The organism is Micromonospora sp. WMMD980 (assembly GCF_029626035.1).
Lineage (GTDB): Bacteria > Actinomycetota > Actinomycetes > Mycobacteriales > Micromonosporaceae > Micromonospora.
On record NZ_JARUBE010000003.1, the window covers coordinates 4884957 to 4909556 of the forward strand.

Annotated in this window: 20 protein-coding genes, 1 tRNA gene and 2 pseudogenes; 8 read left to right on the top strand and 15 right to left on the bottom strand. The window is 71.2% G+C overall.

Annotation, left to right across the window (positions count from 1 at the left end; genetic code table 11):
• The first annotated feature begins 2 nt into the window (after nt 1-2).
• On the top strand, nt 3-1016 hold the full coding sequence (locus O7618_RS23000; protein ID WP_278108199.1) for an NADPH:quinone reductase: 1014 nt from the start codon (nt 3-5) through the stop codon (nt 1014-1016).
• A gap of 175 nt (nt 1017-1191) precedes the next feature.
• Here the strand turns inward: O7618_RS23000 and O7618_RS23005 are convergent, their stop codons facing one another.
• The gene (locus tag O7618_RS23005; RefSeq protein WP_278110119.1) at nt 1192-2826 is read right to left on the bottom strand and encodes a fatty acid--CoA ligase; all 1635 of its coding nucleotides are present in this window, start codon (nt 2824-2826) and stop codon (nt 1192-1194) included.
• Nucleotides 2827-2926: 100 nt separating this feature from the next.
• Here O7618_RS23005 and O7618_RS23010 point away from each other — a divergent pair, with 100 nt between their 5' ends.
• Nucleotides 2927-3418: an NUDIX domain-containing protein gene (locus tag O7618_RS23010; RefSeq protein WP_278108200.1), complete on the top strand. Its 492-nt coding sequence runs from the start codon at nt 2927-2929 to the stop codon at nt 3416-3418.
• Between the two features lie 6 nt (nt 3419-3424).
• Here the strand turns inward: O7618_RS23010 and O7618_RS23015 are convergent, their stop codons facing one another.
• Nucleotides 3425-5098: an MDR family MFS transporter gene (locus O7618_RS23015; RefSeq protein WP_278108201.1), complete on the bottom strand. Its 1674-nt coding sequence runs from the start codon at nt 5096-5098 to the stop codon at nt 3425-3427.
• A gap of 54 nt (nt 5099-5152) precedes the next feature.
• Nucleotides 5153-5710: a type 1 glutamine amidotransferase domain-containing protein gene (locus O7618_RS23020; protein ID WP_278108202.1), complete on the bottom strand. Its 558-nt coding sequence runs from the start codon at nt 5708-5710 to the stop codon at nt 5153-5155.
• Between the two features lie 132 nt (nt 5711-5842).
• Here O7618_RS23020 and rfaE2 point away from each other — a divergent pair, with 132 nt between their 5' ends.
• Together rfaE2 and O7618_RS23030 are read left to right on the top strand one after the other, a co-directional pair.
• On the top strand, nt 5843-7768 hold the full coding sequence (rfaE2, locus tag O7618_RS23025; RefSeq protein WP_278108203.1) for a D-glycero-beta-D-manno-heptose 1-phosphate adenylyltransferase: 1926 nt from the start codon (nt 5843-5845) through the stop codon (nt 7766-7768).
• Nucleotides 7765-8637 (top strand): glycosyltransferase family 2 protein, encoded by an 873-nt coding sequence (locus O7618_RS23030; RefSeq protein ID WP_278108205.1) that lies wholly within the window; start codon nt 7765-7767, stop codon nt 8635-8637. Before rfaE2 ends, O7618_RS23030 begins: the two co-directional genes overlap by 4 nt.
• Here O7618_RS23030 and O7618_RS23035 read toward each other — a convergent pair.
• From O7618_RS23035 to O7618_RS23045, 3 genes are all read right to left on the bottom strand, one after another.
• Nucleotides 8612-9733, bottom strand: coding sequence for a glycosyltransferase family 9 protein (locus O7618_RS23035; RefSeq protein ID WP_278110120.1), 1122 nt, complete (start codon nt 9731-9733; stop codon nt 8612-8614). The genes O7618_RS23030 and O7618_RS23035 overlap by 26 nt on opposite strands.
• Before the next feature lie 151 nt (nt 9734-9884).
• Nucleotides 9885-10412 (bottom strand): Hsp20/alpha crystallin family protein, encoded by a 528-nt coding sequence (locus O7618_RS23040; protein ID WP_278108206.1) that lies wholly within the window; start codon nt 10410-10412, stop codon nt 9885-9887.
• Nucleotides 10409-10909, bottom strand: coding sequence for a DUF2231 domain-containing protein (locus O7618_RS23045; RefSeq protein WP_278108207.1), 501 nt, complete (start codon nt 10907-10909; stop codon nt 10409-10411). Before O7618_RS23045 ends, O7618_RS23040 begins: the two co-directional genes overlap by 4 nt.
• Before the next feature lie 165 nt (nt 10910-11074).
• On the opposite strand from O7618_RS23045, the gene O7618_RS23050 reads away from it, so the two are divergent.
• Both O7618_RS23050 and O7618_RS23055 read left to right on the top strand, forming a co-directional pair.
• Nucleotides 11075-11695 carry a pyridoxamine 5'-phosphate oxidase family protein gene (locus O7618_RS23050; protein ID WP_278108208.1) on the top strand — a complete coding sequence of 207 codons (621 nt, stop codon included), beginning with the start codon at nt 11075-11077 and terminating at the stop codon, nt 11693-11695.
• Nucleotides 11696-11767: 72 nt separating this feature from the next.
• Nucleotides 11768-12214: pseudogene (locus tag O7618_RS23055) on the top strand (SRPBCC family protein); the annotation flags it as partial.
• Nucleotides 12215-12453: 239 nt separating this feature from the next.
• Here O7618_RS23055 and O7618_RS23060 read toward each other — a convergent pair.
• The 6 genes from O7618_RS23060 to O7618_RS23080 form a co-directional block, all read right to left on the bottom strand.
• Nucleotides 12454-13074, bottom strand: coding sequence for a hypothetical protein (locus tag O7618_RS23060; protein ID WP_278108209.1), 621 nt, complete (start codon nt 13072-13074; stop codon nt 12454-12456).
• Between the two features lie 103 nt (nt 13075-13177).
• On the bottom strand, nt 13178-13576 hold the full coding sequence (locus O7618_RS23065) for a VOC family protein (protein WP_278108210.1): 399 nt from the start codon (nt 13574-13576) through the stop codon (nt 13178-13180).
• A gap of 95 nt (nt 13577-13671) precedes the next feature.
• Nucleotides 13672-14817 (bottom strand): hypothetical protein, encoded by a 1146-nt coding sequence (locus O7618_RS23070; RefSeq protein WP_278108211.1) that lies wholly within the window; start codon nt 14815-14817, stop codon nt 13672-13674.
• Nucleotides 14814-14972 (bottom strand): sigma factor-like helix-turn-helix DNA-binding protein, encoded by a 159-nt coding sequence (locus O7618_RS32280; protein ID WP_347405391.1) that lies wholly within the window; start codon nt 14970-14972, stop codon nt 14814-14816. Before O7618_RS32280 ends, O7618_RS23070 begins: the two co-directional genes overlap by 4 nt.
• A gap of 12 nt (nt 14973-14984) precedes the next feature.
• Nucleotides 14985-15320, bottom strand: a complete 336-nt coding sequence (locus O7618_RS32285) for a sigma factor (RefSeq protein WP_347405392.1) — start codon at nt 15318-15320, stop codon at nt 14985-14987.
• A gap of 239 nt (nt 15321-15559) precedes the next feature.
• Entirely contained in the window at nt 15560-15868 is a 309-nt protein-coding gene (locus tag O7618_RS23080; RefSeq protein WP_278108212.1) for a hypothetical protein, read from the bottom strand.
• Between the two features lie 550 nt (nt 15869-16418).
• Between O7618_RS23080 and O7618_RS23085 the strand changes: the two genes are divergently transcribed.
• Both O7618_RS23085 and O7618_RS23090 read left to right on the top strand, forming a co-directional pair.
• Entirely contained in the window at nt 16419-16799 is a 381-nt protein-coding gene (locus O7618_RS23085; RefSeq protein WP_278108213.1) for a hypothetical protein, read from the top strand.
• A gap of 2 nt (nt 16800-16801) precedes the next feature.
• The gene (locus tag O7618_RS23090; protein WP_278108214.1) at nt 16802-20494 is read left to right on the top strand and encodes an AAA domain-containing protein; all 3693 of its coding nucleotides are present in this window, start codon (nt 16802-16804) and stop codon (nt 20492-20494) included.
• Between the two features lie 14 nt (nt 20495-20508).
• On the opposite strand, the pseudogene O7618_RS23095 reads toward O7618_RS23090, so the two are convergent.
• The 3 genes and pseudogenes from O7618_RS23095 to O7618_RS23105 form a co-directional block, all read right to left on the bottom strand.
• Nucleotides 20509-20783: pseudogene (locus O7618_RS23095) on the bottom strand (ATP-dependent RecD-like DNA helicase); the annotation flags it as partial.
• Nucleotides 20784-20786: 3 nt separating this feature from the next.
• Nucleotides 20787-24056 (bottom strand): DEAD/DEAH box helicase, encoded by a 3270-nt coding sequence (locus tag O7618_RS23100; RefSeq protein ID WP_278108216.1) that lies wholly within the window; start codon nt 24054-24056, stop codon nt 20787-20789.
• A 343-nt stretch (nt 24057-24399) separates the two neighbouring features.
• Nucleotides 24400-24473 (bottom strand) — tRNA-Thr (locus O7618_RS23105).
• Nucleotides 24474-24600: the final 127 nt, after the last annotated feature.

A 24600-nucleotide genomic window follows, 5' to 3' on the forward strand; every position in this document is an offset into this window, starting at 1 on the left:
CGATGAGGGCGATCGTGTACGAGCGCAGTGGGGACGCCTCGGTGCTCCAGTTGGTGGAGCGGCCGGTGCCGGAGCCCGGCCCCGGCGAGGTGCTGGTGCGGATGGCCGTCTCGGGGGTGAACCCGACCGACTGGAAGGCCCGTGAGGCGTGGCCCCTGCCGGCCGGCTGGCAGATCCCGCACCAGGACGGCGCCGGGGTGGTGGAGGCGGTCGGCGAGGGTGTCGACCGGATCCTGATCGGCGAGCGGGTCTGGGTGTGGGAGGCGGCGTGGCAGCGCCCCTGGGGCACCGCCGCCGAATACACCGTGGTCCCGGTGCGGCACGCGGTGTCGCTGGGCTCGGCCTCGTTCGACCTGGGCGCGGCGCTGGGCATCCCGTTCATGACCGCGCACCGCTGCCTGACCGCCGGCGAGTTCATGCCGGAGAAGCTGCACGCCGGCGCGCTGAGCGATCACGTGGTGCTGGTGCAGGGCGGGGCGGGCGCGGTGGGCAACGCGGCGATCCAGCTCGCCCGCTGGGCCGACGCCTGCGTGATCACCACGGTGAGCACACCGGAGAAGGCGCAGCTCGCCGCCGCCGCCGGGGCCGACTTTGTGATCAACTATCGCGAGCAGGACGTGGTGGAGGAGGTCCGCAAGATCGCGCCCGACGGGGTGCACACGATCGTCGAGGTCTCCGCCGCCCGCAACGCCGCCGCGGACGTGCGGATCCTGCGGACCGGCGGCGCGGTCTGCGTCTACGCCGACGATGGCGGCGACGAGGTGACGTTGCCGATCCGGCCGCTGATGGGCCCGAACGCGCGCTGGCAGTTCGTGCTGGTCTACACCGCGCCGAAGGTGGCCAAGGCGCAGGCGGTCACCGACGTCGCGGCGGCGGTGGCGCAGGGCGCGATCCGGGTCGGCGAGGAAGCCGGGCTGCCGGTGCACCGTCACCCGCTGGCCGAGACGGCGACCGCGCAGCAGGCGGTGCGGGACGGTGCGGTGGGCAAGGTCCTGGTCGTCACCGCCGACGAGTAGCCGATTTCCCTGACATCAGGACAGAGGCGAACAAGTTTCGCAACAATGGCGGTGCGGGTCACCCCGTGACGGACGGGCGGCCCCGGCGCGGTGCGAACGCCGGGGCCGCCCTCTGGGAGGAATGTCCGTTTGAAACATGTTCCTACCCGTGTTGGCGACGGTACGCCGGAAAGTGTTACGGCGCGGTCAGTTCCCGCACCTCCAGCCCGCCGTCGGCATAGCGGGAACGCACCACCTTCTTGTCGAACTTGCCGACGCTGGTCTTCGGCACCGCGTCGATGAACGCCCAGCGCTCCGGCAACTGCCACCGCGCCACCGAGCCGGCCAGGAAGTCGCGCAGCTCCTCGGCGGTCACCGAGGCGCCCTCGCGGACCACCACGGTGGCCAGGGGCCGCTCGTCCCACCGCTCGTCCGGCACGCCCACCACGCACGCCTCCAGCACCGCCGGGTGCGCCATCAGGGCGTTCTCCAGCTCGACCGAGGAGATCCACTCCCCGCCCGACTTGATCACGTCCTTGGCGCGGTCGGTGAGCGTGATATAGCCGTCCGGCGAGAGCGTGCCGACGTCCCCGGTCCGCAGCCAGCCGTCCCGGAACTTCTCGGGGTCCGGCACGTCGTCGCCGACGTACCGGGCGGTCACCCAGGGCCCACGGACCTCCAGCTCGCCCACGGACGTCCCGTCGGCGGGCAGCGGCTCGCCCAGCGGGCCGACGATCCGCGCGGCCACCCCGGCCGGGACGCGGCCCTGGGTGTAGCGGTAGCGCCAGGCGTCGTCGCCGGTGGCGCCGGCCGGGGCGCGGGACACCGAGCCGAGCGGGGACATCTCGGTCATCCCCCAGGCGTGGATGACCTCGACGCCGTGCCGGTCGTGGAACGCGTGCATCAGCGCGGGCGGGCAGGCCGAGCCGCCGACGATCACCTCGGTCAGCGAGGAGGTGTCCACCTCGTGGCTGTCCAGGTAGGCCAACAGGTCGGTCCAGATGGTCGGCACCGCGCCGGCCAGCGTGGGCCGCTCGGCGGCGATCATCGCGGCGATCGGCTCGGCCTGGAGGAACCGGTCCGGCATGATCAGCGAGGCGCCGGAGAGGAACGCCGCGTAGGGCAGACCCCAGGACATGGCGTGGAACATCGGCACGATGGCCAGCTCCCGGTCCTTCGGGCCGAGCCCGAAGCCCTCCGGCATGCACACCTGGAGCGAGTGCAGGTAGATCGAACGGTGCGAGTAGGCCACACCCTTGGGGTTTCCGGTGGTCCCGGAGGTGTAGCAGAGCGCCGCCGCGTCCCGCTCGTCCACCTCCGGCCAGTCGAAGACATCCGGCCGGTCGGCCAGCAGCGCGTCCCAGTGGTGCACGGTGATCCGCTCGCCGGCCGCGGACACCAGCGGGGCCGGGTCGCCGCCGCCGACCACCACCACGTGGCGCACCGTGGTCAGCTCGCCGATCACGCGGGCGAGCAGCGGGATCAGCGTGCCGTCGACGAGCACCACCCGGTCCTGCGCGTGGTTGGCGATGTAGGCGACCTGGTCCGGGAAGAGCCGCAGGTTGAGCGTGTGCAGCACCGCGCCCATGCTCGGCACGGCGAAGTAGGCCACCAGGTGCTCGTTGTTGTTCCACATGAAGGTGGCGACCCGCTCGTCGCCGGTCACGCCGCACTCGTCGCGCAGCGCGTGCGCCAGCCGGGCGGCGGCGCGACCGACCTCCGCGTAGGTCATCCGGCGGGGTTCGGCGCCGGTCCAGGTGACCACCTCCGCCGCGCCGTGCACGGTGGCGCCGTGCTCGAGGATCCGGGAGACCTGGAGGGGGGCGTCCATCATCGTGCTACGCATGGGTAACAACGTAGTGTCGCCGTTCACACGAACGGAACCCCCGGAACGGCCGAGGGGGTACGGAATGCGTGCGTAGATTGTCCGGGTGAGCATCTCGTGGGCCGACTCGTACGTTGGGCAGCTCCGCGCACTGGCCGGTGATCGCACCCTGATGTTCGTCGGCGCCCGTGCCGTGGTGCGCGACAACGCCGCCCGGGTGTTGCTGATCCAACGCTCCGACAACGGCCAGTGGGCGCTGCCCGCCGGCGCCATGGAACTGGGCGAGTCGATCGCCGACTGCGCGGTCCGGGAGGTCCGCGAGGAGACCGGCCTGCGCGCGCTGCGGGTCAGCGCGTTCGCGCTCTACACCGGCCCGGACCGCACCCACACCAACATGTACGGGCACACCTACCAGGTCCTCACCACCGCGTTCCGGGTCGACGAGTGGGACGGCGAGCTGTCCCGGTTCACCGACGAGACCACCGACGCGGGCTTTTTCCACCCGGAGGAGTTCCCCGCCCCGCTCTCGTCCAGCGTGCACGAGACGCTCGCCGACCTGGACGTCTTCGAACAGACCAACCGCCTGATCCTGAAATAGGACGGCTCAGAGCATCGTCTGCGACTTCGCCTCCATCTCGGCGGCGGCCTCCTCCGTCGACTCCTTCGGCAACGGCTTGCCGCCCGGCGCGGCGGCCTTCCCGCCCAGCGGGTCGGCCCCGCCGGTGGCGCCCTGCGGGCCGGCGCCGCGCAACTGGTGATTCGGCATGAGCAGGGTGACCAGTACCGCCAGCACCGCGACCAACCCGGTGGTCAGGAAGACCAGGTGCAGCGCCTCGACGAACGAGGACTGGATCGCGGCGCGCACCGGCCCGGGCAGGGCGAGGATGGTCGCCGGATCGTTGATCGAGATGTTCTCGGTGCCACCGGCCGCCACCGCCGCCCGCTGCTGCGGCGGGAGCTGGGCGAGCGCGCCGGGCAGCCGGTCCGCCAACGCGGAACTGAGCCGCGTGGACAGCACCGCGCCCAGGATCGCCACCCCGAACGAGCCGCCCAGCGACCGGAAGAACGTGGCCGACGAGGTGCCCGCGCCGAGGTCGCGGACGTCCACCGCGTTCTGCACCGCCAGGATCAGCGACTGCATGCACAGGCCCAGCCCGACGCCGATCACCACCATGTAGCCGAACGCGACCCAGAGCGACGTCGCCACCTGGAGTTGGCGGAACAGCAGCATGCCGGTCACCAGCACCGCCGAGCCCGCCACCGGGAACCACTTGTAGCGGCCGACCCGGCTCATCGCCCGGCCGGTCAGGATCGACGTGACGATGATGCCGGCCATCATCGGCAGCATCAGCAGACCGCTGCGGGTCGGCGAGGCGCCCTTCACGATCTGGAGGTAGAGCGGGATGAAGATGATCGACCCGAACATCACCAGGCCGAGCACGAAGCCGGCGGAGTTGGCGAGCGCGAACGTGCGGCTGCGGAACAGCCGCAGCGGCAGGATCGGCTCCCGGGTCCGCGCCTCCTGGAAAAGGAACGCCACGCCCAGCACCGCACCGGCCACGAACAGCCCGACGATCACCGCGGAACCCCAGGCGTACGAGGTGCCGCCCCAGCTCAGCGCCAGCAGCAGGCAGCTCACGCCGGCCACCAGCAGCGCGGCGCCGATCCAGTCCACGGTGTGCTCGCGACGCTGGAACGGCACCAGCCGCATGACGTGCCAGCAGACCACGATGGCGAGGATCGCCAGCGGCACGTTGAGGTAGAAGATCCAGCGCCAGTTCGTCTCCGCGAAGTAGCCGCCGACGAGCGGACCGGCCACCGACGAGAGGCCGAAGACCGCGCCGAACAGGCCCTGGTAGCGGCCCCGCTCCCGGGGCGGCACCACGTCCGAGATGATGACGAACGCCAGCGTCATCAGGCCACCCGCGCCGAGGCCCTGCACGCCCCGCGTGACGATCAGCTGGGTCATGTCCCGCGACAGGCCGGCCAGCAGCGAGCCGAGCAGGAACGCGCCGATCGAGAAGAGGAAGACCGGCCGCCGCCCGTACAGGTCGGCCATCTTGCCGTAGAGCGGCGTGGAGGCGGTCGACGCCAGCAGGTAGGCGGTCACCACCCACGAGTAGTGATCGATTCCGCCCAGCTCACCGACGATGGTGGGCAACGCGGTGCCGACGATGGTCTGGTCGAGCGCGGCCAGCAGCATGCCGGTCATCAGACCGAACATCAGCAGGCGGATCTGGCGGGCGGGCAGGGCGGGTCGGGCGGCCTGGGCGGTCATCCCGCTTCCTATCCCACCGGGGGCGGATCATGCCCCCGGTGGGATGTCGAGTTTTCAGCGTGCGTCGTGCCGGCCCTCGGCGAACTCCTCCACGATCTTGGCGCAGAACGCCGGCAGGTCGTCCGGCTTGCGGCTGCTGACCAGCCCGTTGTCGGTGACGACCTCCTGGTCCACCCAGTTGGCGCCGGCGTTGGTGAGGTCGGTGCGCAGGCTCGGCCAGGAGGTGATCGTGCGGCCGCGCACCACGTCCGCCTCGACGAGCGTCCACGGCCCGTGGCAGATCACGCCGACCGGCTTGCCGGCGTCGAAGAACGACTTCACGAACCGGACCGCGTCCGGGTCCGTGCGGAGGAAGTCCGGGTTCGCCACGCCGCCGGGCAGCACCAGCCCGTCGTACGCCCCGGCGTCCGCCTCCTTGGTGGTGACGTCGACCTGGTACTGCTTGCCGTGGTCCAGGTGGTTGAACGCCTGGATCGAGCCGGACTCGATGGAGACCAGCTCGACCCGGGCACCGGCGTTCTCCACCGCCTCGCGGGGCTTGGTGTACTCGACCTCCTCGACGCCGTCGGCGGCCAGGAAGGCGATCCGCTTGCCCTGAAGTGTCGCTGCCATGCTGCTTCTCCTCTCCGGGGTGTGTCTGCACCGTTCCCCCGGCCGATGCCCCGAAACCGGACGCAACGGGTGGCCCCCGTCGCACCCTGACGGCCAGGTTTGCCGGGTCGACGCCGGGGGACCCGGAGGGGCATGGCAGGAGCAGCGGCGGAAGAGCGCCGGCTGGCCACCGTGGTGGCGAGCTGGCAGGAGCGTCCCGTGCTGGTCGTCGGCGACGCCATGCTGGACGAGTGGCGGTTCGCCGAGTCGGAGCGGCTCTGCCGGGAGGCGCCCGCGCCGGTGCTCACCCTGCGCCGCCGGATCTCCGCCGCCGGGGGCGCCGCGAACACGGCCGTCAACGTCGCCGCTCTCGGCGGCCGGGCCGCGCTGGTCGCCCCGGTCGGCGCCGACGTCGCCGGGGACGAGCTGCACGACTGCCTGGACCGGGCGGCGGTCTGGGACCGCACGGTGAGCCAGCCCGGCCGGCCCACCCCGGTCAAGCGGCGGATGCTCGCCGGCAACCAGATCCTGCTCCGGGAGGACTCCGGCGGCCCGGATGACGGTCTGGACGAGGACGGCGTGGCCCGCCTGCTGACCGCGCTGCACTGCGCCACCGAGGAGCTTCGGGCGGTGGGCGCCGGGCGACCGGTCACACTCGTGGTCTGCGACTACGGCCTGGGCGCGCTGCCCTCGACGGTACGCGCCTGGCTGGTCGCCAACCGCGACCGCTATGGCACGGTGGCCCTCGACGCGCACGACCTCGCCGACTGGCACGGTCTCAACCCGACAGTGGTGACCCCCAGCTTCGCCGAGGCGACGAGGCTGCTGGCCCGTGCCGCGGCTGGCTTCGCGCACTCCGGGCGGGGCGCCGTCCGCGGCGGCGGTGATCTGCACCTGGACCATCCGGGGGAGCCCGACGGCCCGTCCGAGCTGGTGGTCGGCACCGCGCCCGGCACGGCCGGCGAACGTGCGGCCGGTGGCCCGGCCGGCGCGACGGGCGACCCGGCCGGCGGGCGGGTCGCCGGCAGCCCGCACCCGGCGTCCGGCGCGCCGACCGGCGGGGCCGCCGGGCCGTCCACCGCCCCCGGGCCGACCGGCGAGCCGACACCCGGCGAGGAGCGGGTGGCGCTGACCGGCAACGGGCTCAGCGTCACCGGCACCGGGGTGACGGTGAGCGCGTCGGCCGGCGAGGGCGTGGACCGGGCCGTGCTCGCCGAGTCGCGCCTGTCCGAGCTGCGCGCGCACACCGGCGCCGACGTGGTGGCGGTGACCCTGGACACCGAGGGCGCGGTGGTCGGCGGCGCGGACGGCTCGCCCCGGCGCAGCCACAGCACCCCGGTCCCGGCCAGCCACGCCGTCGGCGCCGGTGACGCCTACCTGGCGGCGATGACGCTGGCGCTCGCCGCCGAGGCGGGCCTGCCGACCGCGGCACAGCTCGCCCAGCTCGCCGCCACCATCACGGTCGCCGACACCGGCACCTGCGTGTGCCGGCGGGAGGACCTGCTGGCCGCGCTCGGCACCGGCGGCGAGGAGGCCGGGCACCCGGCCCTGGTCGGCGCCGAGGAGCTGACCGCACTGGTCGCCGAGCACCGCGCGGCGGGCCGCTCAGTGGTGTTCACCAACGGCTGCTTCGACGTGCTGCACCCCGGGCACGTCCGCTACCTGACCCAGGCCCGCGCGCTCGGCGACCTGCTGATCGTGGCGGTCAACTCGGACGGCAGCGTACGCCGGCTCAAGGGCCCGGACCGGCCGGTCAACCCGGTCGAGGACCGGACCGCGCTGCTGGCGGCGCTGGCCTGCGTCGACCATGTGGTGATCTTCGAGGAGGACTCGCCGGCGCGGCTGATCGAGGTGGTCCGCCCGGACGTCTACGTCAAGGGCGGCGACTACCCGCCGGAAATGGTGCCGGAGGCTCCGCTGGTGCGCCGACTCGGCGGCCAGGTACGCACGCTCGGCTACGTGCCGGACCGCTCCACCTCGGCGATCATCGACCGGATCCGCGCCCAGTCGGCCGGTGAGGGCCGTGCGGCTCTGCCCGACGGGCACGGCCCCACCGTCGGCGAGAGCAGGCCCGCGTGACCCGACCGCTCGACCCCGGCACGCCCGAGCAGTTCCGCCACCCCCGGCGCGTGGACGTGCTGATCCCGACCCGCAACCGGCCGGCCGAGCTGGCGGTCACCCTCTCCGGGCTGGCCGCCCAGGAGGGTGTGCCCGGGTTCGGGGTGGTGGTCAGCGACCAGTCCGACGGCGAGCCCGCGTACGCGCACCCGGCGGCGGCCACCATGGTCCGGGCCCTGCGCCACCGGGGGCACCCGGTGCTGCTGACCCGGCGGCTGCCCCGGCGCGGGCTGGCCGAGCACCGCTCCTACCTGCTGGCGCAGTCGGCCGCCGACGCGGTCCTCTGCCTCGACGACGACGTGTGGCTGGAGCCGGGCAGCCTGTCCCGGCTGGTCGGCGCGCTCGACGAGCTGGGCTGCGGGTTCGTCGGCAACGCGGTGCACGGCCTCTCCTACACGGACGACGTGCGTCCCGACACGCACCGGCACTACGAGGAGTGGTCGGGCCGACCGGAGCCGGAGCGGATCCGCCCGGGCACGCCGGAGTGGCACCGGGCGTCGATCCACCCGGCGGCGAATCTGCTGCACGTCACCGAGAAGTTGGCGCTGCCGGCGGGCGCCTGGCGGGCGTACAAGGTGTCCTGGATCGGCGGCTGCGTGCTCTACGACCGAGCCAAGCTCGTCGACGCCGGCGGCTTCGACTTCTGGGAGCGGCTGCCCGAGCGGCACCAGGGCGAGGACGTGGCCGCCCAGCTCGCGGTGCTGGAGCGCCACGGCGGTGCCGGCGTGCTGCCCAGCGGGGCCTACCACCTGGAGTCGCCGACCACCGTCACCGAGCGGGACGTGGAGGCGTGGGAGGTCGTGCTCAGCGAGTCGAACGCGGAGGTGTGAGCAGGTCGCGGGCCGCCTCGACCACCTCCACGGCCGGCACGTCGCCCACGAACGACACCCGGTGCGGGCAGTCGCCGTCGCCCGGCCGGTGCGGATAGATCCCGGGCGTGCAGTCGACGCCGCAGACCGGGCACCTGGTGGTCCAGGCGGCGATCGGGCGGTGCCGGCCGCGCAGCGGCGACGCGCCGTTGATCAGGTTGCCGATCCAGAAGATACCCACCGTGGGTGTGCCCACCGCGGCGGCCAGGTGCAGCGGCCCGGTGTCGTTGGAGACCACCAGCGCGCAGTCCGCGTAGGCGGCGGCGAGTGCGCCGAGCCCCAGCGTGCCGACCTGCGGGCGGACCGGCACGCCGGCCGCCGCGACCACCGCGTCCACTGTCTCGCGCTCCACGGGGGTGCCGGTGACCAGCACCTCGTACCCGTCGTCGACGAGCGCCCGGGCGACCTCGGCGAAGCCCTCCGCCGGCCAGCGCCGCCGGGTGTCGGTGGCGCCCGGGTGCAGCGCCACCCGGGGCCGGGTGGGCGCGCCGAGCACCGAGGCGGCCTCGGCCCGGTCGGCCCCGGTCACCGCCAGCGTCGGGGTGATCGTGGTCGCCGGCGCCCCGACCAGCGCGGCCACCTCCAGGTAGCGGATCACCTCGTGCTGGTAGTAGACATAGCGCAGCCAGCGGTCCAGCGGCGGCGCGTCGTCCGCCCGCAGCCCGGCGGTGACCCGGGCGCCGAGGCCGGCGACGAACGGGTTGGAGTTGGCGCCGCCGCCGTGCACCTGCACCGCCAGGTCGAACCGTTCGGCGCGGGCGGCGGCCAGGAAGTCGGCCGGGTCGACCGGGGGCTCGTCGGGGCCGGCTTCGCGGATGCCGGGCCCCGGCGGCACCACCAGCACCCGGTCCACCGGGCCGGGCCGGTCGCGCCAGAGCGCCGCGTGCCACGGCGCGCCGAGCAGCACGATCTCCGCCGAGGGGTACGCGGCCCGCAACGCCTCCAGCGCGGGCAGCACGAAGATGAAGTCGCCGAGCGCGTTGGCCCGCAGCACGGCGATCCGCTCGACGTCCGGCACCCGCTCGCCGACCGGTCCGAGCACCGACGACGGCGACAGACGCGCCGAGCCGGAGTCGTCGGACGACGGCCCCAGGTCGCGGCGCGGCGACGGACGCGCCGAGCTGGAGCCGTCGGACGACGGCCCCAGGTCGCGGCGCGGCGACGGACGCGCCGAGCTGGAGCCGTCGGACGGGTTGGTCACGGCCGGCCTAGGGACGGTCGATCTCGTCGACCGTGGTGTCCGGGTGGTGCAGCTCCCGGTCTGCGGCCGGGTCGGCCTGGCTCGGCGTACGACCGGTGGCGGCGTGCGGGCCGGTGCGGCCGACGGTGATGGTGCGCGGCGCGGGCCTTGCCGCCCGGGGCAGCCGCACCCGCAGCAGGCCGTGGTCCATCACCGCGTCGATCCGCTCCGGGTCGACGCGGGACGGCAGGTCGACGCGGTATTCGAAGCCGCGGGTGGTGAAGCCGCCCGGGATGCCGTGGTCGGCGTTGACCTCGGCCTCCGACCGGGCCCGGACGCACAGCTCCCGGTCGTCCAGCTCGACGGCCACCTCCTCCGGCGCCACACCGGGTAACCGGACCAGCACCTCCCAGCCGTCGGCCGTCTCGGACGTCTCCACGTCGGGGGTGCCGGACCGACCGCCGACCAGGCGGCTCAGCTCGGCGCGCAGCGACTGCAGCTCGCCCATCGGGTCCCAGCCCTGCTGGCGGCCCCGCCAGCCCTTCGGCTCCGTCATCGCGCGTCTCCGATCCGCCGGGCGCCGGGGCGCAGCGAGCTGGACGCGTTGAGGTCGTGCTCCGGGTCGACGCCGACGCCGAGGCGGTCCACCAGTTCGCCGCCCAGCCAGGCGCTGATCCCGAGGATCGCCACGGCGACCACCTCGATGGCGATCAGGGCGCCACCGGCGGCCCGCGACTCGGCGTTGAGCCGGACCACCCAGACGGCCGCGAAGAGCAGGATCACCGCGATGTTCGCGGCGGCGTGGAGAAGCCCGACCCGCTTCGCCCGGGTGCCGGTCGGCAGCGCGAGCAGGTCGAACGCTCCGGCCACGGCGGCCAGCAGGCCACCGATCAGACCGACGGTGATGTTCCAGTAGGCGACCTCGCCGAGAAAGTCCGGCCCGCCCACGGTGTCGATCACATCGAAGATCACCGCGGTCACCAGGAGCGCCACCGGGAACATCACCAGCATCGGATGCACGGGATGGCCGAGCACCTTCAGTCGGCTCTCCATCTCGACCTCCAACCGTCGCGTCCGGACACGCGCTGTGATCCGGTCCCTACCCGCCGGCGTCGGGGGCAAACCCGGCGGTCGACGCGCTCCTACACTGACCATGACGGATCCCGACCCGTCGCGGGCCGGAACCGTCATCAAGGTCAACGGACGGGGGAGGACAACGTGACGACGCACGAGATCACCAGCCCGGAGGAACTACGCGACCTGCTGGGCACCCCGGCGGGCCGGGCGCTGGCCAAGGAGCGCCGGACGCTGCACCAGCGGGACCGGGAGTGGCTGGCCGCCTCACCGTTCTGCCTGGTCGCCACCGCCGCCGCGGACGGCACCTGCGACGTCTCCCCGAAGGGTGACCCGCCCGGCTTCGCGCTGGTGCTCGACGACACCACGGTCGCCATCCCGGAGCGGCCCGGCAACCGGCGCGCCGACGGCTACCGGAACATCCTGGAGAACCCGCACGTCGGGCTGATCTTCCTGATCCCGGGCCGCACCGACACGTTGCGGATCAACGGCCGGGCCCGGCTGGTCCGCGACGCGCCGTGGTTCGCCGAGATGGAGGTCGAGGGCCACCGGCCGGTGCTCGCCGTCGAGGTGGCCGTCGAGCAGATCTTCTACCACTGCGCGAAGGCGTTCCTCCGCTCCGAGCTGTGGCAGTCGGAGACCTGGCGACCGGACGTGCTGCCGTCCCGGCCCCGCCTCGTCAAGGAGGTGGAGGCCCCGGCGGAGAGCCTGGCCGACCTGGAGCGACACTACGGCCCGGACTACGCGAAGAAGCTCTACGTCTGATCGCCGGCCGGTTAGGTTGGGCGCGCCGGGGTACCGATCCCGGTGTAGACGACGGGACGACAAGGAGTGGTCATGACCAGGAAGGTCGAGAAGTCGATCGACGTCGACGTGCCGGTCAGCACCGCCTACAACCAGTGGACCCAGTTCGAGGACTTCCCGCGGTTCATGGGCGGCGTGCGGGAGGTGCGGCAGCTCGACGACCGGCGGATGCACTGGGTCGCCGAGATCGCCGGCGTGCAACGCGAGTGGGACGCCACGATCGTCGAGCAGGTGCCGGACCGGTCGGTGGCGTGGGCCGCCACCGGCGGCACCCCCAACGCCGGCCTGGTCCGGTTCGCGCCGATCGACGCCGAGCGCACCCAGGTCGAGCTGCTGCTGGAATACGAGCCGGAGGGCCTGGTCGAGCAGGCCGGCGAGAAGCTGCACATGGTGGACCGGCAGGCCGAGTCCGACCTGGAGCGGTTCAAGGAGTTCATCGAGAGCCGGCAGGTCGAGTCGGGCGGCTGGCGCGGCACCATCGTCCCCGGCGGCATCGTCGACCCGGCCGCCGAGGTCGGCGCGGCGGAGCCGGTGGCTCGACACCGCGCGGACACCGACGAGGAACCGCCGCCGCCGGAGACCGAACCCGAGTACGCGCCGGCGCCCCGGTAGACCTGCCTCCCTGCCGGAGCGAGCCCGGTGGGCGCGCCGATACGGGTCGCGCCCGCCGGGCTCCCTTCGTCACCGCGCGGAGGAGAAGCCGGATCCTTCCCACCGGGTCAGCGGCAGTCCACCTCGTGCAGGGCGGGCCAGACCGGCTGACCGACGTCGCCGTGCAGGATCAGGCTGCCGCCGTCGTCGCTCCACTTCAGCTCGTACGCGTGGTCGGTGATCGGGGTGCCGCCGTCGTCGGCGGTCCAGGAACTGACCCGCCATCCGATCCCGGTGGCCGGGACGGCGTACACCTCACCACTGCCGGCGAAGAGGAACGACATCTGCCGCGCGACCGCCCGGCAGCCGTCCGGTCCGACCGGCTCCAGCACCCGGTAGGTGACGGGAAGATCGTAGAACAGGCCGAGACCGGTTCCCGACCAGGCGAGGACCGTCAGCAGCGTGAGCACCCGGCGCATCCCCACGCTCCGGCCTTCGTCGTCCGGCACGCGCGCCCACCTGTCGACGAGACCCCAGACCGGCTTGATCACCAGCGGGGTGAGCAGCAGGGCGCCGCTCACCAACCACGTCGGGACGACCTGGCCGGCGACCACCAGCACCATGCCGCCCCAGGAGCCAACCACGACGAGCAGCGCAAGCAGCACGCAGGCCGCGGTGACGGGGACGGGCAGCGCGGTCGGGTCCTTCCCACCGGATGCTCCGCCCCGCCGGGTCGGATCGGCGGTCACCGGCCACGCACCCGTATCCCCGTCATCCACTGCATGCTAGGGCAGGGTCGCCCGCGGCGCGCTCTCCGTCGTGGCCGCCTCCGTGCTCCGGGTCGCCGCTGGCTCAGCCCGTCGTCACCATCAAGAGGTGACCGTCCGGGTCGGCGAACGTGGCGGTGAAACCCCACGGCTGCTCGGCCGGCGGCGTCACCACGCGGGCGCCCGCGGATCGGGCCCGGTCGACGATCCGCCGGACCTCGTCGGGATCTGCGGCGACCCAGCTCAGCACGCACTCGCTGTGGCCCCGCTCGGCGACCTCGTGGTCGCCGATGACCCAACCGAAGCCCCCGCTCGGCACCAGCATCAGCCGCAGGCCGTCGTTCACGGCGAACTGGAGCGGCTCGGGAATCCCGTCCGCCGCCGGCTCACCGATCGCCGTCCAGCCGAGGGCGTCGACGTAGAAGCGGTGTGACGTGACGCGGTCGGCGATCGGCAGGCTGACGGTCACGGTCGGATCGGCCATGGTGGCAACTCCAGATCTGGGCGAAGAGCAAGGTCACCGAGGTGGACCGCGCGACCGGTCCGAACTCATCGGCCGCTCCCCCCGGTGCCCACCGGTCAACCGACACCTGGTGCGAAGCCGATCCGCCAACCCGCCACGGCGAAGCTGTCGGCGATGACCGTGACGGTCACCCGCTTCCCGGTCCGGACCGGCACCTTGAACCGGGGCGGCAGGTCGTATTCGGAGGCCAACGCGGTTCCCGTCGCACACTCGCCGGACCAGTCGTAGAACGCCCGCCGCTCCACCTCCTTCCCGTCGACCAGCACGCGGATCCGGCCGGGCGCCACAGCGCAGAGGTAGATGTTCAACTGCAGCGGCATGGCCAGGTCGAGCCGGTACGACCCGTTCGGCGACGCGGCGGTGCGGGCGTCGATCTCACCGAGTTCGTTCGGGAAGGGCTCACCAGGGTTCCCCGTCGCCGACTCCGCGACGGTGTCCAGATCAACCATTTCGGCGGGCCGGGACGGCATCGGGAACTGCTCGAACGGCACCGGTGTATAGACACCGACCGCCAACGTGCCGACGAGGTGGGTCGCGGCGCCCGGCCGGGCATCCGCGTTGTCGGTCGCCAGCGGCTTGCCGATCTTGACCACGATCGTCACCGGCTTCCCCGCACGGACGCCCAGTTCACTCCAGTGGGCGTAGTGTCCGTTCATCCCGGCGTCGACAAGCGCCGGCCCCGGAAGCATCGACGAGCCGCAGTCTCCGGTGCCGACGACCTTCCTGCCGACAGTGACCTGGATCAGGTGGTCGGACCGGCCGGGAGCCGCCCCCGCACGCAGTCGGTCGTCGCAGTCGATGCCCAGTCGGAAGTCCGCGGCATCAGGCGTGAACGTCAGAGTGATGGTCGACCGCCCCGGCAGGACCACCTCGCGCGCCAGCACTCGACGATGCCCGCGTAGGTACTCGGGGAGCAACCCGCCGGCGGGAGTGGGCGCCGGACCCGGTACGACGGTCGGGGCCGGCGACGCCGAGGACGTGCTGGCCAGAGGCGACGGCGTCGAGTCGGCGGGCTGGCGCGCGACCAGGCCCACCGAGGTCGCGCTGCTGGCCAGCACCACGGCGGCGGCGACGCCGGCGGCGCGTACCCGTCGTTGCCGGGTGATGCGCCGGTGCAGCACCACCAGACGGTCCTCGCCGGACGGAACCTCCGCGCTCTGCACCGTCAGGAGACGGCGCAGGCGCTCCTCTTCGACGGTCATCCGATGAGCTCCTTCTCGTCCCGGCGATCGGCAAGTGCGGGGTGCGCGCGCAGCTTCGCCAGGCCCTTGCTGGCCTGGCTCTTGACGGTGCCGACGCTGATGCCGAGCGTCTCGGCGATCTGCGTCTCGGTGAGGTCCTCGAAGTAGCGCAGCACGAGGACCGCCCGCTACCGCCGCGGAAGCTCGGCGAGCATCCGCCACAACGCGTCCCGCTCGACGTACTGCGTGACCCGGTCGGCCGCCTCGACGCGCTCGGGCACCGCCTGCGGGATCTCCCCGGTCCAGCGACGGCGGCGCCACGACAGGTAGGTGTTGACGATGGTCCGGCGGACGTACGCCTCGGCGTCCCCGCGCACCCGGGGCCACGCGAACCAGACCTTGACCAGGGCCGTCTGCAGCAGGTCCTCGGCCGCCGCCCAGTCGCCGGTGAGCAGATAGGCGACGCGCAGCAACCGGGCCGATCGGTCGACCACGAACTGGTCGTACTCGGTGCGGTCGGCCAACCGTCCTCCTCCGTCGGGCCTGCACCTCATCTACGCGTCGACCCGACGCGATGGTTGCCCCGGCATGACCTCGACGTCGCCGCGCTACCCGGTTCCAGTCGTCGACCTGCCTTTCCAGGTCCGCGCCCTCGCCGGCGGTCCGGTGCCTCCCGCGCATTCCACGCCACGCGTCCATCATGGCCCGCCCCGCAATGATCAAGACTCCTGTCGGCCGGCGTCGGGAACTGCGGCCGATGCGGCTACCAGTACGTCAGGCGGAACACGTCTCGGGCAACCAGGCCGCCCGGCGGCCGCAACGGGTCGTAGCCGTCACCGAAATACCCCGCTCGCTGATGAGAGCGGAGCACGAGACGATGGCCGACGAGCATCAGGATGAAGCCAACGGCAGCCATCGTCGCCGCCCCCGGTGGGGACATCAGCCGCACATCCACCGCCCGGAACGGCCACGGAAAAACAGCCAAGACGATCGCCAAACGGTAGACCCAGATCCCCGCACGGTAGGTGAAAAGCCGCCGGCACGCCTCGAAACCGCTGCTGTTGATCGACACCGCGTCAGGCTAGCCCGTGCTCTGCGCTCATCGCCGACCCTGCCGTCGGCGCTGTCGTCGACCTCGGGAAACGGCGAAGCCCAGGCCGATGACCTGGGCTTCCGTGCCGAGCCGCCTGACGGAATCGAACCGTCGACCTACGCTCCCCGACCACGGCACTTGTTTTACTTGCCATCAACCGTCAGGAGCTGGCGTTGACCTGCACAAACGCCGAAGCAAAGTGATCATTATTCGTCAGCGCCCGTCAGCAGTATGCAGGGGTTTTCGGGGGGTAAACGGGGGTCTTGATCAGCACAACCACAGCTGGCTGGGGATGGGGCGCAGTTTGGCGCCCTGCCGGGACACAGTGACACGTCGCGATCTCACCCGGCTATGGGCGTGGGCTTGCCTGGAACGAGCTTGGCGGGTTCGACCACTTGCGGTACCGGCCAGTCGGATAGCTGACACGGGAGCGAGAGGGATCGATATGTCGCGATCCGGCCCATAGGCTGGGGAGCGCTTCGACCGGTCTCGAGAAGAGCCGACCGGTTCAGGGACAATTGGAGGCTTCGTGGCGGACCACCCGGAGGTTGAGGTCGAGGTTCTCGCGGACGGTGACGTCCTGCGGGGCGAGCGACTGGCTCGATCCCTGTTCCGGAGCCTGTCCGAGGCCGAAGGGCTGGCGGTGCGGTTGCCAGCGGACACCGCTGCGGTCGAGCCTGGCGCCAAGGGGATGGAAGTCGTTGCCGATGCCTCGATGTGGGTCTTCCTGACGGCGGGGGTGCAGGCCGGTTCGCGGATCCTGCTGGCCACCATTCAGGCGTGGACCCAGAGGGAAAGGCATCGCACCGTACGATTGAAGATTGGTGATCGCAGCATCGAGGTGCCGGCGGCGGCGACGCCCGGCCAGGAACGCATCGTCGAAACGTTCCTGCGCGGCGACGAGCACTAATCGTGCTCGCTACGGGCCGCAAAGCGCTGTTGATCGGAGTTGAGCGCTACGAGGACGGCCGGTTCGCCGCCTTGCCGTCGTGCCGAGCCGACGTGTCGGCGATGCACCAGGTGTTGCGCCACCCAGCAATTGGCAGCTTCGACATGGTGACCGCACTGCCCGACCCGAGCGCCGCAGAGATGCGCCGGGGCATCTACGAGTTCTTGGAGGACGCCGGCCCGGGAGATCTGGTTCTGCTGTACATCAGCGGGCACGGTACCCGGCTGCGACACAGCTCGGGAGAGTTCTTCTTCGTCGCCCGGGACACGGACCACGACCGCCTGGAGGAGACGGCAGTCTCAGCCAGCTTTGTCAACGAGCAGCTAGAGGCGTGCCGGGCACCGCAAAAGGTGACGATCATCGATGCTTGTGAGAGCGGTGGCTTCGCGGTCGGCCTGCGGACGCGGGACGCCAAGGGCTCGTCATCCGAGCAGGCGCCGCTGCAAAGTCGCGGAGTATACGTGCTGTCCTCGTCCGGCGTGGGCGAGGCTTCCTACAGCGGCCCGACGACTGACGCCGGCCCCCAGCCGTCAGTGTTCACCGGCGAGATCGTCCGGGCACTTCAGGATGGCGAAGCCGATCATGACGGCGACGGAAAGATCTCCGTCGTGGACCTGTTCCACCACGTCTCCGCACGCGTCCGCAGCCAGGAACGCGGCAGTCGACAGGTCCCGGTGTACTCGGCCATCGGGGTCAACTCCAAAATCGTCATCGCGGACGTGATCGCGGGTGGCGCCGTCCGGCTCGACGCGGCGCCGACCGACCCGGTCGCGCGCCCATCGCCCACCGCCCGCAAGAATCCCGTCCAGCCACCCACCTGGGAACGTCTCCTCGACTATTACCAGCGCTGCCTCCAAGTTGAGACGCAGGAAACTCCGCTCCTTCGGATCGGCGAGGTGGGGGACCGATTCGTGTGCCTCCCCGGCCGGGAACGCTTCCTGTCCGGCGGCTCCGCCGACAGCGATCAGCTGATTCTGGACGCCGAAACGGCCGCGTGGGTTCGGCGTGTTGCGGAGTCGGATGACGAGTTGTGGGCCGGTTATCCCGCCGTGCTGTTGTACGGGCCACCGGACCGCCCTTGGCGGGAGCCGCGGTTCGCCCCGCTCGTGGTGCGCCGGGTGGAGATCGTGGCCGACGCCACCGGGCTGCGACTGGAACCGGTCGGCCCGGCCCAACCACATCGCGGCCTGGCCCGCGAACATCTTGGCCCCGACCAGGCCCGACACCTGGCGGAGACGTACTACGCCAGCTGGCATGCCGGCGGATACGCCCAGATGGCCAAAGACATGCGCGAGCTGCTCCGCGGCGAGTTCGAGTTGCCCATGGTCGAGGAACTACGGCCAGAGCACCTGGCGGCCACGATCGATCAACGTACGCCGACCGCCGGGGCACGCAACGTCGCTGTGCTATATCGGGTGTCCCGCCGTGAGGAGGCAGTAGCCAACTTGATGAAGGACCTGGCTCACCTGCGTGGTAGAACCGCGGACTTCGGCGGTACGGCGCTGGCCGGGCTGTGGTCGCCGGAACCGGCCGACGTGCCGGGAAGTTCGGGCGAACCGCCGCTGCTGGCCGCTCCACTGGCGTGCAACGAGGCACAGCAGGAGGTCATCGTTTCGGCGCTGATGGCGCGGCTGACCGTGGCCACCGGCCCACCCGGCAGCGGCAAGAGCCAACTGGTCGCCAACGCGGTGGCCACGGCGGTCCTCCACAATCAGAAAGTCCTGGTCGCGTCCACGAATAACACCGCGGTGGACGAGGTTTGGCGCCGGTGTCAAGAGTTGGTACCCGGCCTGTTGGTACGTACGGGCAGCCGAGCCGGACAGATCAACTACGCGGAAAACGAGACCACCGAATTGATCGAGTTGGCCGGTGTTGGCCCGGCGGACCGCAACCGAGCAACTGCGCGGATGGCGCTCGTCGAAGAGGCGCACCGGGTGGCACGGATTCGCGCGCGGCTCGCCGACGTGGCGGACCGAGAGCGGGTGCTGCTGGGGTTGGCGCAAGACCGGGACCAGCTGGCCGCCGCGTTGGGCCGCCCGGTGGACGATCTCGCTGAGGACTTGGGCGACGTTTCCGACCTGCTCCGGTGGCAACGACGAGCCCGACGCTGTGCGGATGCCCGAATACTCGCGCGATGGCGGCGGACCCGATTGCTCCGAACTGCGCAGCTTTCGGGCGAGCCGAGCGCCGAGACCTGCCAGGCGCTGGCTGATTTCGCTGATGCCCAACAACGCTGGCTCGAGCTGCGCAGCACCGATCGGGAGATGCGCGACGACGCGACGCTCGCCGCCGAGGTTGCGGCGGCCGAAGTGGCCCTGCATACCGCGTCGCTTGCCGCGATCGACACCACCGTCCGAAGTAACGCCCGGAACGGTCGGCAGCAGATCCTCGCCCTGCTCCAGGCCAAACAGGCCGCCGGCAGTGACTGGCCGGAGGTCAAGCGGGCCCTGTCGGCGGTACGCGGTTGGGCCGTGAGCAGCTTGGCGGTGCGACGGTTCCCCACTGAGGCGGCGCTATTCGACCTGGTTGTCATCGACGAGGCCAGCCAATGCTCGATACCGCAGATACTGCCGCTGCTGTTCCGAGCCCGTCGCGCCCTCGTGATCGGTGATCCGATGCAGTTGCGGCACATCGCCGCGATCACTCCCGACCGGGAGGCGGAGGCCCGACGCACCGCAGGGCTGGCAGGCGATTGGCTCGACCAGCGTCATCTGGCCTACCGTCGGCACTCCGCGTTCCACGCCTTAGAGCACGCCGCGGGTGGCAGCCGGCTGCTCGACGAACACTATCGGTGTCACCCCCAGATCGCCGAGGTGGTGAACAGGCTCTTCTACGGCGGCCAGCTCACCGTCCTGACCGACACCAAGAATCGGCGCGGGCTCGATCGTGGTCCGATCATGTGGGCGCCGGTCCAGGGGGAGCCGCGGCGCCCGCGGAACGGCGGATCGTGGGTTAACCTCCTCGAGGCAGAGAAGGTTAACGACTGCGTCCGATACTTGCTTCAGCAGTTGCCGGACGAGGCGACGGTAGGAGTGGTGACCCCCTACAAGGCGCAAGCCGACCAGATCGCCCGACAGTGGATCGACGAGCCGCGGGTGCGGGTCGGCACCGTGCACACATTTCAGGGCGGCGAACGCGATGTGATCGTTCTGTCCCTGGTCGCCGGAGCCTCGATGCCTGGCGGCAGCGTCGCATGGCTGGAAGCAGAGCGGAACCTCTGGAATGTGGCGATCAGCCGGGCGCGTGCCCACCTGATCGTCGTGGGCGACCGTGCATTCTGGACGTCCCGTCAGGGCGCCGGAGCCGAACTCGCCGCGGTCAACGCCGCGGCCGACGGACCGGCTGCCGATGATGACCCGTTGCTCCAACGCCTCTACGCGCGGCTGAGCGGGATACCGGGTGCCAGCGTCGAACTCGCCGTGACCGTGCACGGGCATCCATGCGATGCCCTGGTGAAGATCGACGGCGACTCGAAGGCCGTCCTGCTCGATCGGCCCGCCCCGACTATCGATCCCGCACGACACCTCCGCCTTCAGTATCGGCGCCTCGAGCTGCTCACTCCGCCCCACAACGCCGTTCGTCTTCCGGCGTGGCAGCTGTACGACACCGCCTCGAGTCTCCTCACCCCCGGCCCCCCGGAGGTGTCGACCGTTTAGCCACGGGCGTTTCAGCGAATGCCCTGGATCGTCGCGGGCAGGGCCGTCGTGTACGAGAGGATCTCGAACTGGCGGCCGTACTGCGGATGCGAGACCACCACCCCTGCAACCGCAAACTCTCACCGGGCTGCGCCCCCAGCAGCGCGCCGACCACGGTCAGCAGATCTGAACCACGCCCGGTCGCCACCCGTGCGACGGTGTACCCGGTCTCCTCGTTGACGTACGTCAGCCGCTCCAGCACCGCCTCAAGCACATGCGGAGACGGGTGGGACGAGACAGCCCTGGGCACGGGTCAGTCGAGCAGGCTGCGGATGTCGGCGGCGGTCAGTTCGGCGGTGGCGAACTCTCCGCCGTCGAGGACGCTACTGAACAACTCGGCCTTCCTGGCTTGAAGCGCCATGACCTTCTCCTCGATGGTGTCCTTTGCGACCAGGCGGTAGACCATGACCTTGCGGGTCTGGCCGATGCGGTGAACACGGTCGACCGCTTGAGCTTCGGTCGCCGGGTTCCACCACGGGTCCAGTAGGATGCAGTAGTCGGCCTCGGTCAGGTTCAGACCGAAGCCGCCCGACTTGAGGCTGACCAGGAAGGCTGGCGCCGTCCCGTTCTTGAAGTCGGCGATGACCTCCGCCCGCCGCCGCGTCTTGCCGTCGAGATAGCAGCAGGCGACGCCGGCCTCCTCGAGGCGTTGCCGGGCGGCGGCCAGGAACCGGGTGAACTGGCTGAAGATGAGAACCCGGTGCCCCTCGGCGGCGAGGTTGGTGACCCGGTCGCAGAGCGCGTCGAGTTTCGTCGACGCGATGGCGTGGTGTTTCGGGTCGACCAGGGTCAGGTCCAGGCTGGCCTGGCGCAGCAGAGTCAGCGAGCGGAAGATTTCGAAGCGGTTCTTCTGCATGTCGCCGAGCAGGCCGAGGACCTTCTGCCGTTCCCGCTGCAGATAGGTCTGGTACATCCGGCGATGCTTGGGGTTCAGATCCAGTTCGATGACCTGTTCAAGCTTGACCGGCAGCTCGGTGACCACCTCAGCCTTGCGGCGGCGCAGCATGAGCGGGCGGATCCGGCGACGTAGCTGCGCGAGCCGCTCCTCGTCGTGGTCCTTCTCGATCGGCCGGCGGTAGTAGTCGGTGAAACGGTCGAGCCGGGGCAGCAGGCCGGGCGCGGTGATGGAGAGCAGGGCCCAGAGCTCGGCCAGGTTGTTCTCCATCGGTGTGCCGGTGATCGCGAGCTTGAAGGCGGCTGGCAACTGCTTCGCGCACCGGTACGTCTGCGACTGAGCGTTTTTGACGAACTGCGCCTCGTCGAGGATCAGTCCGGTCCACGGCAACGCCGCGTAGTCGTCGTTCTCGATCCGGAACAGGGTGTACGACGTGACCACGACGTGCGATCCGGTGACCGCTTGTTCCAGCGTGCCGGACCGACGCGCGCCGGTCTGAACGATGGGCGTGACGGTGAGATGCGGGGCGAAGCGCGCCGCCTCGTGCGTCCAGTTGCTGACGACACTGGCGGGGGCGACCACCAGGAACGGGGCACCGGCGGGCGCATGCTCGACCGCGCGGCAGATCAGGGCCAGCGCCTGCAACGTCTTACCCAGCCCCATGTCGTCGGCCAGCACCCCGCCGAGATCATGCCGGTGCAGGGTGGCGAGCCACCGGAAGCCTTCCAGCTGGTACGGCCGGAGGGTAGCGTCCAGCCCCACCGGTGGCGGATCGGCGGGACCCGCCTCGACGTCGCTGAGCGCGCGCACCGACTCCTGCCAGACCGCCGCCTGACCGGTGACCTCGCCCAACTCGGACAACTCCTGCCACAGCCCCGCCTGAAAGCGTCCGACCCGCAACACAACGGGCGGGGCATCCTCCAACTCACAGGACTCCGCTATCAGGTCGCGCAGCTGCCGGAACTCTGGCTGCTCCAACCGGAAATAGCGACCGCTGGGCAGGATCATGAACTCCTGTTCCGCGGCGAGCGCGAGGAACAGCCCTTCGAAGCCGACCTCCTCACCATCGACGGTGACCCGGACGGACAGGTCGAACCAGTCCTGCGTGCCGGCGCTGCCCCCGGTCGCGCCCGCAAACGAAACGACCGGGGCTTCCTGCGTCTCGACATACTCCGGAACGTCGTCATGCGGCTTGACGACCACGTCAACGCCGTCCATCTCGACGAGTCGGGGAAGCACGTCGCGTACGAGCCGCAGCATCGCGTCGTCGGCGACGACGGCGTGCTCCAGCAGCCGCCGTCCGGCAGGAAACGGCTCGGTCAGCCCGTACGCCGGGTCCGCCAGCAGGGCCGTGACGCGTTGCAGCGTCGCGGTCCGGTCGGAGCCGTCGTGCACACCGGCGTGCAGCGGCTCCACCTGGCGTTCCGAACCGACGACGGCGACCCACTCCCAGAACAACGACATACGGTGATCCGGTAGCGGCCGCACCGACAGCGTCAGCGTCGCCTTCCCGAGCTCAGGCAGGCCCACCGTCTCGTCGGCCGGCACCACCTCGACCTGACGAACGAGCCCCGGATAGTACTGCCGCAGGAATCGAGGCTCTTCGGCGGCGGGAACGACGATCCCTGGCGCAGCAAGCGCCTCCATGGCCCGCGAATGCAGGGGTCTCGCCAGGGGCGCGAGCCGCAGGGTACCCGGATCGGTCGAGGAACCCGGCCCCGTCGTACCCCACCAGGCAACGCCGTGCGCCGGCCGCCCGACCACGATCAGCTTCTCGGGATCGATCGTCCCCGCATCGTCGCTCAGGGCCGGACGGAGCCGCAGGCCCGCAGCGACTCGATCGGCCCGCACGGAAAATCGCACCGGCCCTGCCGAGACCTGAACCGGTGACGCAGCCCGGCCGCTCTGCACCAGCGGCAGCCCCGCCTCCCGCGCCTCGGCCAGAACGTCCCACACCCGCCGGCTACGGAACTCATCCAGATACACGACGCGCTGGCCCGAGCCGTAGTAGCGGTATGCGTACGGGTCGCTTCCTTCGTCGTCCGCCAGCGCGAGCAACTCCGTCAAGAGATTGACGTGATGCTGCGTGTGCGGTGAATCGGGAACGTACCCGAAGCCGAGGGTCCCCCACGAGACACCGCTCCGGATCCAGCCCCTCTTGCCCGGCACGACCGGCCGGAGCGCGATCCGCCACCTTCCCCGGCCGTCACCGTCCTCAAGCTCGAACTGCAACGCCAGTTCTGCAAAACCTGGTACGACGGCCGGGCTGTCCAGGCTGACCAGACCAGCCAACGCCAACTCCCACGACGACGCCAGCTCCGGTCTGGACGCCTCGGAGGTGCAGACGATCAACGCCAAGGCAGCCGGATGCGCGCACACCGGAGCTGCCGAGCACGTGCACATTCCACTGACGCTCTTGAGCGCACCGTCGGCGCCGACGACGACCGACACCGTCGCCCAACCAGATCTCTCGCCCTGTACGGCGGCCCGCCCGCGGCCGTAGCGCGGGTCCCAGCTCACCTCGGCCAGCGCGCCGCTCGCCACCAGTGAACGAGCCTGCACGAACGATCTGACCCCGACGGCCTCACACACCGCCGCCTCATCAGCCGTCAGCACCAGCCGTCCCACAAGGAACCTCCGCCAGGTCGGTGATCGGACACCCACGCTACCGAGTGACCAGACGCCACCGACGCAGGCACCATTCACCCGAGAAACCGGGACCACAGTCCGCGCCCGGCCGGGGAACCTCTGGCCCGGCTGAACGACGTGACCAACGACCCTGCCCGAACTGTGTCCGCACCTCACGCCTCGTCCGCGATGCACCGTCGCCGCCGGCCGGCCGCGCTCGCACGACGTCCCGATCTGACTCCGTCCAGCCGACACCAGAGGCCGTTTTCGGGGGGTGACTCAAATCCTCATCGATGCAAACGATGCCCTGACCAGCTTCTCCGCTGGTCAGGGCATCACACCGAGCCGCCTGACGGAATCGAACCGTCGACCTACGCATTACGAGTGCGTCGCTCTAGCCGACTGAGCTAAGGCGGCAACGATCGTCAAGTGTACGGCACGTCCTGCCGGGAGCCGAACCGGATCCCCCTCCCGGAGAAGCGGACATCGAGGCCCGGCCGGCGCGACTCGGGAGAGACTTCCCGCCCGTCGCGGACTACCCTGC